This window comes from Prevotella fusca JCM 17724, from assembly GCF_001262015.1.
Lineage (GTDB): Bacteria > Bacteroidota > Bacteroidia > Bacteroidales > Bacteroidaceae > Prevotella > Prevotella fusca.
The window spans coordinates 523,832-538,516 of the sequence record NZ_CP012074.1 but is presented as its reverse complement, the minus strand read 5'-3'; the positions used below and the strand labels follow the sequence as shown (position 1 = coordinate 538,516).

Annotated in this window: 12 protein-coding genes; 3 read left to right on the top strand and 9 right to left on the bottom strand. The window is 43.6% G+C overall.

Annotation, left to right across the window (positions count from 1 at the left end; all coding sequences use genetic code 11):
- Positions 1-93: 93 nt before the first annotated feature.
- A complete protein-coding gene (clpB, locus tag ADJ77_RS02140) occupies positions 94-2,682 on the top strand; it encodes an ATP-dependent chaperone ClpB (RefSeq protein WP_025078460.1) in 2,589 nt (862 codons plus the stop codon).
- A gap of 570 nt (positions 2,683-3,252) precedes the next feature.
- Here the strand turns inward: clpB and ADJ77_RS02135 are convergent.
- The 3 genes from ADJ77_RS02135 to gap all read right to left on the bottom strand — a co-directional run bounded on the left by ADJ77_RS02135 (position 3,253) and on the right by gap (position 6,292).
- Entirely contained in the window at positions 3,253-4,191 is a 939-nt protein-coding gene (locus ADJ77_RS02135; RefSeq protein ID WP_025078459.1) for a diacylglycerol/lipid kinase family protein, read from the bottom strand.
- On the bottom strand, positions 4,185-5,153 hold the full coding sequence (miaA, locus tag ADJ77_RS02130) for a tRNA (adenosine(37)-N6)-dimethylallyltransferase MiaA (protein ID WP_025078458.1): 969 nt from the start codon (positions 5,151-5,153) through the stop codon (positions 4,185-4,187). The genes ADJ77_RS02135 and miaA overlap by 7 nt, the downstream gene beginning before the upstream one ends.
- Before the next feature lie 110 nt (positions 5,154-5,263).
- Positions 5,264-6,292 carry a type I glyceraldehyde-3-phosphate dehydrogenase gene (gene gap / locus ADJ77_RS02125; RefSeq protein WP_025078457.1) on the bottom strand — a complete coding sequence of 343 codons (1,029 nt, stop codon included), beginning with the start codon at positions 6,290-6,292 and terminating at the stop codon, positions 5,264-5,266.
- A gap of 271 nt (positions 6,293-6,563) precedes the next feature.
- Between gap and mscL the strand changes: the two genes are divergently transcribed.
- The gene (gene mscL / locus ADJ77_RS02120) at positions 6,564-6,989 is read left to right on the top strand and encodes a large-conductance mechanosensitive channel protein MscL (protein WP_050695978.1); all 426 of its coding nucleotides are present in this window, start codon (positions 6,564-6,566) and stop codon (positions 6,987-6,989) included.
- Between the two features lie 506 nt (positions 6,990-7,495).
- Here the strand turns inward: mscL and guaA are convergent.
- The 6 genes from guaA to ADJ77_RS02090 all read right to left on the bottom strand — a co-directional run bounded on the left by guaA (position 7,496) and on the right by ADJ77_RS02090 (position 13,542).
- Positions 7,496-9,040, bottom strand: a complete 1,545-nt coding sequence (gene guaA, locus ADJ77_RS02115; RefSeq protein ID WP_050695977.1) for a glutamine-hydrolyzing GMP synthase — start codon at positions 9,038-9,040, stop codon at positions 7,496-7,498.
- A 24-nt stretch (positions 9,041-9,064) separates the two neighbouring features.
- Positions 9,065-9,871: a nucleotidyltransferase family protein gene (locus tag ADJ77_RS02110; protein WP_025078456.1), complete on the bottom strand. Its 807-nt coding sequence runs from the start codon at positions 9,869-9,871 to the stop codon at positions 9,065-9,067.
- A 338-nt stretch (positions 9,872-10,209) separates the two neighbouring features.
- Complete coding sequence (locus tag ADJ77_RS02105) at positions 10,210-10,863, bottom strand: hypothetical protein (RefSeq protein WP_025078455.1); 654 nt, start codon at positions 10,861-10,863, stop codon at positions 10,210-10,212.
- Positions 10,864-10,877: 14 nt separating this feature from the next.
- Complete coding sequence (locus ADJ77_RS02100; protein WP_025078454.1) at positions 10,878-12,062, bottom strand: hypothetical protein; 1,185 nt, start codon at positions 12,060-12,062, stop codon at positions 10,878-10,880.
- A gap of 355 nt (positions 12,063-12,417) precedes the next feature.
- The gene (locus ADJ77_RS02095; RefSeq protein ID WP_025078453.1) at positions 12,418-12,966 is read right to left on the bottom strand and encodes a glutathione peroxidase; all 549 of its coding nucleotides are present in this window, start codon (positions 12,964-12,966) and stop codon (positions 12,418-12,420) included.
- A 144-nt stretch (positions 12,967-13,110) separates the two neighbouring features.
- Positions 13,111-13,542 (bottom strand): DoxX family protein, encoded by a 432-nt coding sequence (locus ADJ77_RS02090; protein WP_025078452.1) that lies wholly within the window; start codon positions 13,540-13,542, stop codon positions 13,111-13,113.
- A gap of 385 nt (positions 13,543-13,927) precedes the next feature.
- Here ADJ77_RS02090 and ADJ77_RS02085 point away from each other — a divergent pair, with 385 nt between their 5' ends.
- Positions 13,928-14,356, top strand: coding sequence for a DUF6078 family protein (locus tag ADJ77_RS02085; protein ID WP_025078451.1), 429 nt, complete (start codon positions 13,928-13,930; stop codon positions 14,354-14,356).
- Positions 14,357-14,685: the final 329 nt, after the last annotated feature.

Sequence of the window (14,685 nt, the reverse complement as noted above, 5' to 3'; positions counted from 1 at the left end):
CAAGGTTTGAAATATAGCCTATAGAAATAAAATTAACAATAAGTTCCCAACCCTACTATCAAGAAAAAGGAACTAAAGAAAGGAGATTATACGATGACATTTGAGAAATTTACAATCAAAGCACAAGAGGCTGTTCAGAGTGCGATAAACATTGCACAGCGTAACGGACAGCAAACCATTGAGCCATTGCACATACTCGCAGGTGTAATGGATAAAGGAAAGGACGTTACAAACTACGTCTTCCAAAAACTGGGCGTGAACACAGTGGCTGTAGAGAATGCTGTTCAAAATGAGATGGGACACCTGCCGAAAGTTTCGGGAGGTGAGCCTTACCTCTCGTCAGACACCAACCAGGTGATACAGCGCACTATGGAGATTTCACAGAAGATGGGTGACGAATTCGTCAGCGTCGAACCGATGCTGCTCGCCTTGCTTGCCGTGAACTCAACAGCAAGCCGTATTCTGAAAGATGCGGGGTGTACAGAGAAGGAAATGACAGCTTCCATCAATGACCTCAGACAGGGACAGAAGGTGCAGACGCAGAGTGGTGACGAAAACTATCAGTCGCTACAGAAATACGCACGCAATCTTGTAGAAGATGCACGTGCCGGAAAGCTCGACCCCGTGATTGGTCGTGATGAGGAAATCCGTCGGGTATTGCAGATTCTCTCCCGTCGCACAAAGAACAACCCTATTCTTATTGGTGAGCCGGGTACAGGTAAGACTGCCATTGTTGAGGGACTGGCAGAACGAATCGTCCGTGGTGATGTACCAGAAAACCTGAAGCATAAGCAGCTCTATTCATTAGATATGGGTGCCTTGCTCGCTGGAGCTAAGTATAAAGGTGAGTTTGAGGAGCGTCTGAAGAGCGTTATCAAAGAAGTAATGCAGGCTGATGGCAACATCATTCTCTTCATTGATGAGATCCATACACTGGTCGGAGCAGGCGGTGGTGAGGGTGCAATGGATGCAGCTAATATCCTAAAGCCAGCATTGGCACGTGGAGAATTGAGAGCTATCGGTGCGACAACTCTGAACGAATATCAGAAGTACTTCGAGAAAGACAAGGCACTGGAACGCCGTTTCCAGACTGTCATGGTGGATGAACCTGACGAGCTGGATGCCATCTCTATCCTCCGTGGATTGAAGGAACGGTATGAGAATCATCACAAGGTACGTATCCAAGACGATGCCTGTATTGCAGCAGTCAAGCTGTCTGAGCGTTATATCTCAGACCGTTTCCTGCCTGACAAGGCTATCGACCTGATGGATGAGGCTGCTGCAAAGCTGCGGATGGAGCGTGACTCTGTACCAGAGGAACTGGATGAAATCAGTCGCAGATTGAAGCAGCTTGAGATTGAGCGGGAGGCTATCAAGCGTGAGAATGATACGGAAAAAATCACACAACTTGACAAGGAGATTGCCGAACTCAAGGAGCAGGAACATGGCTTCCGTGCTAAATGGGAAGGTGAGCGTGGACTGGTAAATAAGATTCAGCAGGACAAGCAGGAGATAGAACAGCTCAAGTATGAGGCTGACCGCGCCGAGCGTGAGGGTAATTATGAACGTGTTGCCGAGATTAGATACTCACGACTGAAGCAATTGGAAGACGACATCAAGAACATCCAACAGCAGTTGCAGGCGACACAGGATGGACAGGCAATGGTACGCGAGGAGGTTACGTCAGACGATATCGCAGAGGTTGTAAGTCGCTGGACGGGTATTCCTGTCACACGAATGTTGCAGAGCGAGAAGGACAAACTGCTTCACTTAGAGGATGAACTGCACAAGCGTGTCATCGGACAGGACGAGGCTATCACGGCCGTAGCAGATGCTGTTCGACGCTCACGTGCTGGCTTGCAAGACCCGAAGAAGCCTATTGCTTCTTTCATATTCTTAGGTACTACGGGTACAGGTAAGACCGAATTGGCAAAGGCATTGGCTGACTATCTCTTCAATGACGAGTCAATGATGACCCGAATCGACATGAGCGAGTATCAAGAGAAGTTCTGTGTGACGCGCCTTATCGGTGCTCCTCCAGGATACGTCGGTTATGACGAGGGCGGTCAGCTTACCGAGGCTGTACGCCGTAAGCCTTACTCTGTCGTGCTCTTCGATGAGATTGAAAAGGCACACCCGGATGTGTTCAACATCCTCTTGCAGGTATTGGACGATGGTCACCTGACAGACAATAAGGGACGAACGGTGAACTTCAAGAATACGATTATCATCATGACGTCTAACCTTGGTTCACAATATATCCAGCAACAGTTTGAACATCTTAACGATGCTAACCGTGAGGAAGTAATCGACAAGACAAAACTTGAAGTAATGGATATGTTGAAAAAGACCATCCGACCGGAGTTCCTCAACCGTATCGACGAGACTATCATGTTCTTGCCACTAACAAAGGAGCAGATTGGTGGTGTTGTTCGTCTGCAACTTGAGAGAGTCAAGGAGATGCTTACGCCACAGGGTATTGAACTTCAATGGACTGACCCAGCCATCAACTATCTTTCTGAAGTTGGCTATGATCCAGAGTTCGGAGCACGTCCTGTCAAACGAGCTATCCAGCGTTACGTGCTGAATGACCTTAGTAAGTCATTGCTTGCAGGCACTGTCAACCGTGACAAGCCTGTGATTATTGATAGCTTTGGTGATGGCTTAGTTTTTAGGAACTAAATACTCACCCCTCTCATAAACAGTTACAGTCAAAAGCGAGGACGAGGAAAAGAAAATTAGACAACCATATAAGACAAGGAGGAAACTATTAGGCTGATTAATTTTAAGCAAAGAGGGAGAGGCTCTATCTGAGTCTCCCCCTCTTCCTAAGGGGGGTAAAACAAAATGTGTAAATACAATGTATGGGTGGACGTGATTAGATTGTTTGTATATCAGAGAGTTATAGAATATTGGAGGGTGAATGAGATGCAAAACGAAATGTTACAATCGTGTTACATTTGCGTTACATTCGAGGGGCGTTTGAATGGTGTTTGAGCCGATAATGTCACATAGGAGGGTAAATGGGGCGATTTGAGACGTTGTAGGTGCAGGAGAGTGTACTTTATTATATCTACACGATAAAGGGCAATACAGATGATATAAAAGAGTACTACAAATATTTCTTCATACTACAAAACCTAAAACCTGCATCATACCCTATACATACAGAAAGATAATAATACCACATAACATCATAAAAATGACGTGATACACGATTGCATATCACGTCAAACATTATATATATACTGTTTAACTTGGTATGATAAAGTTAATTACTTCTTTCTCCACGCTAACCGTGAACGTGCCGACAGGTGTACCGTTCAGGAGCCGGCCATCAATGCTGACAGGCGTATGCGTGGCTATCTGTGCATTCATTTCCGCTGTTCTGTAAGGCATTACGCTGCGATGATTCAATATCTTATCCCGCATCAAGAGATACATTCCTTCCATTGCCTGCAGCATCTTTGGCTGAGAGACAATGGAGACATCCAACAGTCCGTTATAGGGAACGGCGTTCGGTGTCTGACCATAGCCCTGCGCATTGCCTATACAAACCGTCATCAGACGCCGTTTGATACTGTCAGTATTGATTTTCAGTGACATCATATAGTCCATACGCTGGAACAGAAGTAGGAAACAGGAGAGGAGAAAGGAAACGGTACGGGATATGAAAAGGTGGCGCATACGGCGGCGCAGGCTCATGATACTTGCCACCATACCAATGTTCACACAGTTAAGGAAATACCGACGACAGCGTTCGTTCTTCCTGTTCTCATAGCGAATACAACCAATATCTATCCGTCTTACACGCTTCTGCTTGAGCCATCCGACGGTCTGTTCCAGACGTGATTCATCAAAACCCCAGAAGTGGGCAAAGTCATTCAGTACTCCATTCGGAATTACACCCAACGTAATACGCTCACGCTCTTCAGGCTCTAAGAGCATAAGATAATTGACTGCATCGTTCAGTGCCGAGTCTCCGCCGTAGATGATGATGGTCTTGTAACCATTGCCAATCAGCATACGCACCAGCCGTTCCACACTTCGGGGATTCTCGCTCTGCACCATATCATACTGTATGTTGTGCTCCTGCAGACAGCGTTCTGCCTGCTCCCAACGCTTTACAGGATTGATAAGCAATCCGCCTTTAGGGCAATAAATGATGCCCCATCTTCCTTCCTCTACCATAAGTTCATTATTTCTTCTACTTTATCTTCCATCTTCTGCGCAGCATTTACCCAATGTATCGTAAAGCCACGACGCTCCATACCACGGAACCATGTCATCTGCCGCTTGGCAAACTGATGAATGGCAATCTCTAACTGTCGGAACATCTCGTCGTAGGACAGCTTCCCGATGAGATGCTCTGTCACGAACTTATACTCCAGACCATAGTAAATCAAGTCCTCTGCAGGGATGCCCCGCTTCAGAAGTCCGGCTATCTCGGCTATCATCCCCTCTTCAAGACGAGCCTTCAGACGGCTTGTTATCTTCCGCCTTCGTGCCTCACGGTCGATGTCCACACCGATTATCAATGAGTCAATCGGCGGGCATTGCCGTTCTTCCGTTGGCTTTGTGAGGTTATAGGTTTCAATCTCTATTGCTCGGATAGCACGCTGACAGGAGTCAACATCCGTCTTATTGTGCATGACGGAATGATTCTTTGCCTTCAGCTCAACGAGCATTGCTGTCAGTTCCTCAAGCGACTTATCCTCCAACGCTTTGCGAAGTCCAGGATTCTGCGGCACTGGTGAAAGGCTATAACCCTTCAGTACCGCCTCAATATAAAGACCTGTACCGCCACAGAGAATAGGCAACACTCCCCTATTCCGTATATCTTCATAACAGTCAAGGAAGTCCTGCTGATAGCGAAAGAGGTTATATTTCGTCCCGGGTTCACATATATCTATAAGGTGATAAGGCACCGTATGCCCCTCAACCGTATAATCAGCCAAGTCCTTTCCTGTACCGATGTCCATGCCACGATACACCTGACGGCTGTCAGCACTGATGATTTCAGCACCGAGACGGGCTGCCAGATGCGCAGCAAGGTCGGTCTTACCCGAGGCGGTAGGTCCAAGAATGGTTATCATACGCTTACCGAAAGCTGCGCCTGCAGCCGTTCCCTCACCTGTATGTTCGTTCTTCATGTCGCAAAGATAACAAAAAAATCCCTGCCAGCAAGCTGACAGGGACTATTATTTTATCCGTCAATGACTCTCTACGCAAGAGAGGATTGCAGATGACCTTTCGGTTGGTATTACTTCAACTCTGCGAAGTACTTGATTGTACGAACCATCTGAGAAGTGTAAGAGTTCTCATTGTCATACCAAGAAACAACCTGTACCTGATATGTATCGTCGTCAATCTTGCTTACCATTGTCTGAGTTGCATCGAACAATGAACCGAAGCGCATACCGATGATGTCAGAAGAAACAATCTGATCCTCAGTGTAACCGAAGCTCTCAGTTGTAGCTGCCTTCATTGCAGCATTGATACCCTCAACAGTAACATCCTTGCCCTTAACAACAGCAACGAGGATTGTTGTAGAACCTGTTGGAGTTGGAACGCGCTGTGCAGAACCAATCAACTTACCGTTCAACTCTGGGATAACGAGACCGATAGCCTTAGCAGCACCAGTTGAGTTAGGAACGATGTTACAAGCACCTGCACGTGAACGACGGAGGTCGCCCTTGCGCTGTGGACCGTCGAGGATCATCTGGTCGCCTGTGTAAGCGTGGATTGTTGACATGATACCTGACTGGATTGGAGCGTAACCGTTCAAAGCAGCTGCCATAGGAGCCAAGCAGTTTGTCGTACAAGAAGCTGCAGAGATAACAGTGTCAGCTGCAGTCAGAGTCTTGTGGTTTGTATTGAAAACAACAGTAGGAAGATCGTTACCTGCCGGAGCAGAGATAACTACCTTCTTAGCACCTGCCTTGAGGTGAGCTGAAGCCTTCTCCTTAGATGTGTAGAAACCAGTACACTCGAGAACTACGTCTACGTTGTTAGCAGCCCATGGGCAGTTAGCAGCGTCCATCTCAGCAGAGATCTTGATTTCCTTACCATCAACGATGATTGAATTCTCAGTAGCCTCTACAGTGTGCTTACCCTCACCGAACTTGCCAGCGAAGCCACCCTGAGCGGTATCATACTTCAACAGATGTGCGAGCATCTTAGGACTTGTCAAGTCGTTGATTGCAACAACCTCATAACCTTCAGCCTCGAACATCTGACGGAATGCGAGACGACCAATACGGCCAAAGCCGTTAATAGCTACATTTACCATTTTACTTTGATTTATTTATGAAAGTTTATAAAAACGATTTTCTTTTTACCTCCTAATGAAACATTTTCTTTGTTACGATTGCAAAGATACAATTTTTTTTTTATTTTTGCAGACGCTTTGCGTATTAAATATTATAAAAAAAGACACATGTCACGCACATAGGCGAGTTAGATGCAACGCTATAAACCAAGATTGCAACGTCTATATGACAAAAGGAAGGTATTTAGGATATAGAAGCACAGGGTAAACAAACAAATTAACAACAATAATTATGAGCAAACTTATTCAAGAATTCAAGGAATTTGCAGTAAAGGGTAATGCCATTGACATGGCTGTCGGTGTAATCATCGGTGGTGCATTCGGCAAGATCGTTTCATCTATCGTTGACGACATCATCATGCCTCCTATCGGATGGCTTATCGGTGGCGTTAAGTTCACTGACTTGAAATGGACACTGCCTTCAGTGGATATTGCTGGTATGGCTGCTGCAGAACCGGCAACCATCAACTATGGTAACTTCCTGCAGACATTGCTTGACTTCCTCATCATCGCATTCTGTGTGTTCTTAATGGTAAAGGGCATCAACAAGCTCTCTAAAAAGAAAGAAGAGGAGCCAGCTGCTCCAGCACCAGAACCAGAGCCTACTAACGAGGAGAAACTGCTCTCTGAGATTCGCGACTTGCTGAAAAACAAGTAAGCAACTCTCTGAAAAACAAACACAACAAGTCCGAAGATTCGTAATGAGCCTTCGGACTTTTTTATTACCAGCCACTATAGCCTGTATCATTGTTCATCATCTGACAACCATGAAATAACATCAGATGTCTTCCCTATATCAGCCTATAGAAGCGACAGGACTCACCTTCTCCTATTCACTGACATTATCATTCCTACAGCAAACAAGGTAATGCTGGCGAATCATTTTCATGAAAAGAAAGAATTATTTTCATGAAAAGAAATATTTACTTTCATGAAGAAAAATATTTCTTTTCACGAAAATAATTCGCAGCAGACAAGAAATCAAGACAGAACCTGTCAACTCATACGAGGATTTATGCGCTGATTATCAACACTACAAACAGCATTTTGCAGCTAACATACAAGCCAACAGCCTGTCCTCTCTTACTCCTATATAATATTACATAAAGAAAAACAGGGACGCACTTTTGCGCCCCTGTCCTTCTATTTTGTCTGTTTTCTATCTTACTCCCACTCGATTGTTGAAGGTGGTTTTGAAGAGATATCGTAACATACACGGTTGACTCCCTTCACCTTACGGATGATTTCATTGGAAACATCTGCCATGAAATCGTAAGGGAGGTGTGCCCAGTCGGCTGTCATAGCATCCATTGATGTAACGGCACGAAGTGCAACCGGGTGCTCATAGGTGCGCTCATCACCCATCACTCCTACCGAACGGATGGAAGAGAGCAGTACCGTACCAGCCTGCCAGACATGGTCGTAAAGGCTTGTACCGTCAGGCATTGTGTAACCGTGCATCTTCTCGATGTAAATATCATCAGCATCCTGAAGGATACGAACCTTATCTCGGGTGACGTCTCCCAAGATTCGGACAGCAAGCCCAGGACCTGGGAACGGGTGACGCTTGATGAGCCGCTCAGGCATTCCAAGCTCATAACCTACACGGCGAACCTCATCCTTGAAAAGCCAACGAAGTGGCTCACAGAGCTGAAGATGCATCTCCTCTGGAAGACCACCCACGTTATGGTGACTCTTGATAACCATACCTGTAATGCTCAGACTCTCAATACGGTCCGGGTAAATCGTACCCTGTGCAAGCCACTTGGCATCCGTAATCTTCTTTGCCTCAGCATTGAACACCTCAACGAAGTCGCGACCGATAATCTTACGCTTCTGCTCTGGGTCGGTTACTCCTTCAAGATCCTTGAAGAACTTGTCTGAAGCATCAACACCGATTACGTTCAGTCCAAGTACCTTATAAGCCTCCAACACCTTCGTAAACTCGTTCTTGCGAAGCATACCGTGGTCTACGAAGATACAAGTAAGGTTCTTGCCGATTGCCTTGTTAAGCAATACTGCACATACAGAAGAGTCAACACCGCCGGAAAGACCAAGGATAACACGGTCGCTACCCACCTGCTCGCGAATTTCCTGAACAGCACTCTCAACGAATGAAGCTGCACTCCACTCCTGCTTGCTACCGCAGATATTCACGACAAAGTTCTCCAGCAGCTGCTTGCCTTGCAATGAGTGGTAAACCTCCGGATGGAACTGGACAGCCCAAACAGGCTGTGTCTTTGACGCAAAGGCAGCATACTTAACGTCACCGGTAGAGGCAATAATCTCATAATCCTCTGGGATTGCTGTAATCGTATCACTGTGACTCATCCACACCTGCGAGCCTTTCTCAAAGCCTGCAAAGAGACGGTTCTCAAGGTTGATAGTCTCCAGATTGGCACGACCATACTCACGTGTACCCGTCTGCTCCACCTTACCCCCATTTGAATAGGAAAGGTACTGAGCACCATAACAGATACCGAGAACCGGAATCTTACCGACGAACTGACTGAGGTCTACCTTGAAAGCCTCCGGGTCATGTACGGAATAAGGTGAACCAGAAAGGATTACACCAATCACCGACGGGTCATCCTTCGGGAACTTGTTGTAAGGGAGGATCTCGCAGAAGGTATCCAACTCACGCACACGACGGCCGATAAGCTGTGTTGTCTGTGAGCCGAAATCCAAAATGATAATCTTCTGTTGCATGTAAATGAATGTATTTAAAGAATATCAGTTCTCCGTCTTGGAGTTTCGATACTCTGAATTTGCTATAAAGTCTTCAGCAGCTTGCAAGCTGTCAAGTTTGCCTACATCAAGCAGATGAAGGTCGGTTTTCAGTTCTCCACGGATATCAAGTCTGTCGCAATTGTTGAGATAGAAGTCCATAATCGGGAACTTCTCCGCATCAACAGCTTCAACAGCCTGCACCGCAGAGGATGCCAGTACGTGAATACCTGAGAAGGCACAGAGGTAGCAGTTGTTCTGATAATAAGAACTATCTTCCTCTGTTGGCGAAACAAAATGCAGCTGACGTATCTCGGCATGAGGCGACTTCACCTCACCTGTATCCACATTCGTCCAACCTACTAAGCGCATATTGCTGTCAAACACTAAGTAGCGCTGGGTAATCCGACGGCTTACCAGCAGCATAGCATCAGCCTTTGCCTCCTGAGAATGACGATAGAAGGCAGCCAAATCCACATTACTTAATATGTCAACATTATGAATCAGCACTGGCTGATGCTGATCAAAAAGCGAAGCAGCTCGCTTGATACCACCACCAGTATCAAGGAGCTGCTCTGTTTCATCAGACACATGGATATCCACTCCATAGTTGTGCGCATCCAAATAGTCTGTTATCTGGTCAGCAAAATGATGCACATTGACAACCATACGACTGCATCCAGCATCTATCAACCTTCTGACAACATGCTCAAGTAGTGGCGCACCTCCCACCCTTACCAATGCTTTTGGCATTGTGTCAGTAAGTGGTTTCAAACGTGTACCGAGTCCGGCTGCAAAAATCATTGCCTGCATTTGCTTTTCTTTTTATGCCTACAAAATTAATGCTTTTATTTCAGTCTGCAAAGGAATGACGAACATAAATCAAAAAGAAAAGGGTTTACTTTGTATTATGCAATATCTAACAGAACTTTTCTGCTCCAATTTGTTACAACAAAGAAGACCTATAAAGGTATCAGCTGTAGTATTACTCTCTGAACTATCAGCTAAAAGTCACTCTAATAATGATTTTCAGTAACGATTACTGTTTAAAACAAAAAGTAAACCCTCACTGGCTAAATGTGCCTGTATTATCAACAAACAAGGACATGTAAAACTTTCCATTTGTTTTACTGGACACCATTTATTATTAATCAATAAGGAGTTGCTGTCAGTAACACGACTTGTCTTGTTCCTCCAGATACAATGTTAAATCTGAAATCATCACTACATAGTTTTGCTGATATATGCTTGGCAAATGCTTTCAACAGTCTTCCTTCCTCTTCTATACTTTGTGCTCCCCTGATAGCATAAATATACTTATCCTGCTTGTTGGTACTATCGTACTTCAATTGAGACAAAGCCTCTTCTACGTCTGTTGCATAAACATATCGCTGCATAGAGATTATATTTCGTCCATTTATAATGGAATAAAAATCACAGAAATCAACAGATATTAACGAATGAAACTCAATAAAATTATAAGAACAATATAAGAAAGACTTTATTTGACTGTAAGCATCATCATTCTGATGAAACGAGAGTATTGCATTGAAAAAATGCTGTTCACCAACATCGAACACTCCAGAAGTCTGGAGAAGAACCAATTTCTGTCTATGATCTTGAACCAATGAAGACACATCAAGATACTTCAAGCTATCCTCTGAAGACACTAAGACTATACTCAAAAGAACAGTGTCGGCATCCTCCGAACAAGATATTCCATCAAGTTTAAGTCTCTCTACAATTTGTTCACTTTCCTTATCGGTAGATATTAGTCTTACAGACAACAAGAAAACTTCTTCCATAACAATAGTATAAATTAAACATCCAATAGCTCAAATAGGTCATCAATCTCTTTTATAACATTCTGTTCTATTTCCTCCTCAGTGCTACCAAAGTCCGTAAGTTTCCGAAAACCAAGCCATTTATCCCTGCTTTTATACCCTTTTCCTTTTAGTTTCTCTATGACAACGCCATCATTAGGATTTATTTGAGGTTCCTTATGCTTATCTTCATAAGCTTGACGAACAAAAATACAACCATTAGCGATTGTAATTCCATATTGGGCATTTTCATCTTTGCGTATCCTATTTCCATTATTGTAAATATAGCTTTTTTTCTTTTCGAGGATAGATTGTTCTATATTTTTTATATGAATATTGCTTTTTACAGAAACAGCTTTCTTCCCATTTAAACGTTTATGATATGCTTGGATTTCATTTATACAGAAAGACTCCAAACCATTAAGATCAATCTCTTCAATACTTTTATAATTATAAACATAAGAAAAGAATTTAGCGATTAGAGTTCTTTCTTCTGTTGTTAGGGGTGCAGAAGGATGGGGAACACCAAAGCATGGTATTCCATTAAATGTGCCCATATATATATGCGCCATTATCGGGTTATGTTTTTTAACGCACACAAAAGAAAAGCCATCTATTGAGATAGAGACCAATCTGTTAAATACCTTTCTTCCACTTAACCAGACTATCATCTTGGGCTTAACTCTTCTGACTAAATCTATTGTCTGTGGGAACGTTGCCTTTAACAGTGATTGGTCCAATTCTTTCTCTTTAACAGTGTTGAAGAAAGTAGCATTTGTCAAGACAAATCTACTTTCATCATCAAGAATATTAGGTCCCTCTATATCCTTAAAGTAGCTCTTTAATCTCATAAAATAAGGCCAAGTGCGATGACGACTCCAGCTTGTACAGTTCTCATGCAGAGGGTCTCTACCGAAGTTCCCTGATATTAGTTGTTCTGCTGTCATCCCCGTAGCTGAGCTTATTCCCCAATTTGGATTCTCAATCATTTGCTGGTAAGTACCACCAGACCCTGGGTTAATACCCGCTATTAAAATATCAACAGAATCTACTCCTATCATTTTGTTTAAATCAGATTGAGTATAGAATGCAGGAGTATTTTCCCTACCACGGTCGTCTGCTATCTTATTATATAGCTGAACCGTCTTTTCTCCCCATAGTAATAAGTCTTCTTTTGTCATATAGACCTTTAACTTAGATATTAATATAAACAACGGACAATGGCAAATGTACAAATAATATCCGATAAATTCACCATTATTGAAGGAATATTTCCTAAATTGGAAAGGCACATGTTGGTCGTATGTCCTATTATCAACCAATCATTCGGACAGCGTGGCTCATTAGCAGACTACAGCTATACCGAGGTGTTCCGTACACTCAGGTGAGAATAGAAAAAAGGCAACAGAAACTTATTCATCAAGTTTCCATTGCCATTTTCCCATATCCACACAGCCTTTCAGACGGAATACCATGCCTTCTGCCAATCAGCAAACTATGCGGTTTTCCCCAACAGGAGAGGTATGTCAGTACTTATTAGAGCGCAGCCTCAACAGCCTTCTGAACCTCCTTGAGGTCAACTGTTGGCTCGAAGCGTGCAACAACCTCACCATTGCGGTTAACGAGGAACTTAGTGAAGTTCCACTGGATGTCGTTCTGCTTGCGTGGCTCTGTGTTTGCCTTGTTGTAAAGGTCCTCCATGATAGCAGCCAACTTCTCCTCATAAGCACCGCCAGCATAGCCCTTCTCGCTCTTCAACCATGTGTAGAGAGGAAGCTCGTTAGCACCGTTTACCTCGCTCTTCTTGAACTGTGGGAAGTCAGTACCGAACTTTGCTGTACAGAACTCATGAATCTCCTCGTCTGTACCTGGTGCCTGATGACCGAACTGGTCACATGGAACATCAAGAATCTCAAGACCCTTCTCCTTCAGACTGCGGTACATTTCCTCCAACTCCTCATACTGTGGAGTGAAGCCACAACCTGTTGCTGTATTGACGATAAGGAGCACCTTACCCTTGTATGTCTCGAGGCTTACCTCATTACCTTTCTTGTCTTTCAGATTAAAATCATAAACTGTTGCCATAATTCTTTACTATTTAAATTCTACAATACTATATTTTTTATATGCCGTAAAAGCTATATATCAAATTTTGAAACATCATCTGCCATAGACTTGAAAAGTATCAACTGAAAACGTTTCAACCCCTCCAAAGTCTATTCCTAATCCCTATGACTTACTTCTTAACTTTGAAATCCATTCCTTGCAAACCTGCCATCCACCTGTAGACCACAATGCCCACGCAATCAGTACAGGCTGGAAGAAGAGTCGGATAAGGCGTGCACTGTCAGTATTCAGTCCGAAAGAATCAATATGATAGAAATACTGATTGAGGTTTCCAGGGAAGATAAGCACGAAGAAAAGAGCGAGCAACGCTCCCACAACCGCCTTATGCTTGTATAAGAAGAGCATACTCAGCCCCAATGCAATCTCCACCACGCCGGAAGAGAGAACCACAAAGTCGGTAAATCTGTCTGAGAAACGAAGCCACATGGGCACCTGCGCCACAAACTCCAAGCGGTTGAACGTCAGATGTGACACACCGGCATAGGTCATAAATGCCCCTAAAAGGAGGCGGAAAATCGTCTTTACTTTGTTCATCCTGCGTCTTTTGTAATGGGGGCATATCACTTTCCAGTATTAACCGACGTCCGTGTTACGCCCCCAATCTACTATCTACTAATTAGTCACCTTTACAATTCTTTCTTTTATAGAAATCTTTTCAATTTTTCTCAGGTGTTACAAAGATAGGACAAAGTAGTCATATCGCAAACGATTAGGGATTGTTTTTAACATCATTTTACAGCTTCAGTATGCCTGCCTGCTACTATTAAGCCACCTTAACAAATACTCCGACATTCTGAAAGATTATTGCTATATATCCGTCCGAATACAAGATGAATTTATTACTTTTGTACTCTGGAACTCCCATACATGAAAAGATAAAACCGAGAATAATATAAGATTTCACAAAACTACAAACGAAATGGAAAGCAAGAACATATATCAAGATGCACCGAAACACTACCTTCTATGCTATAACACAACATGCAAGAAGGCAAAGACGTGCCTGCACCAGATAGTTGCATGTGAAAACATCAATAAAGAGAAAATCGTACAATGCGTAAATCCATCTGTTAGCAGTGGAGAAAACTGTGACTACTACAAGGCAGACCGTATTGTACGCATAGCTTACGGCATGGAACATACGTTCGACAAAGTACTGGCAGCCGATATTGCAAGGATTCGAGGTGCGCTCGTCAGGCACTTCGGGAACGGCTCTTACTATGTTCGCCGCAATGGCAAAAAAGGCATAACACCAGCTGAACAGGAATATATTAACAGCATCTTCATAGCTTACGGATACGCAGAAGGAGCCAGTTTCGATAATTACAAGGACGAACGGGAATGGTAAAGGTGGCATTACAGAACATTACAAAGGCTTTGTAGAAAGATTACAAGCGGCTTGTAGAGAGATTACAAAGCCTTTGTAATATTCTGTAGACACCCTTCTCAAGCCAAACGGTTGTGCTATATAACTGAAGAAAGATACATAAAAATACATTGGCATCGGATATTTTTTTAGCTGTTAGCCTTGGAATTATATCTTTTTTCTTATTTTTGATTCATGAGTATGAACATCCTACCCCCGAACCAGCAGTCATTTATGGCTGAAAACATTTAGGAAACAACGGGGGGAATGGCATGGAAACAGCTTAAAGTATTATAAATGAACTACAAATA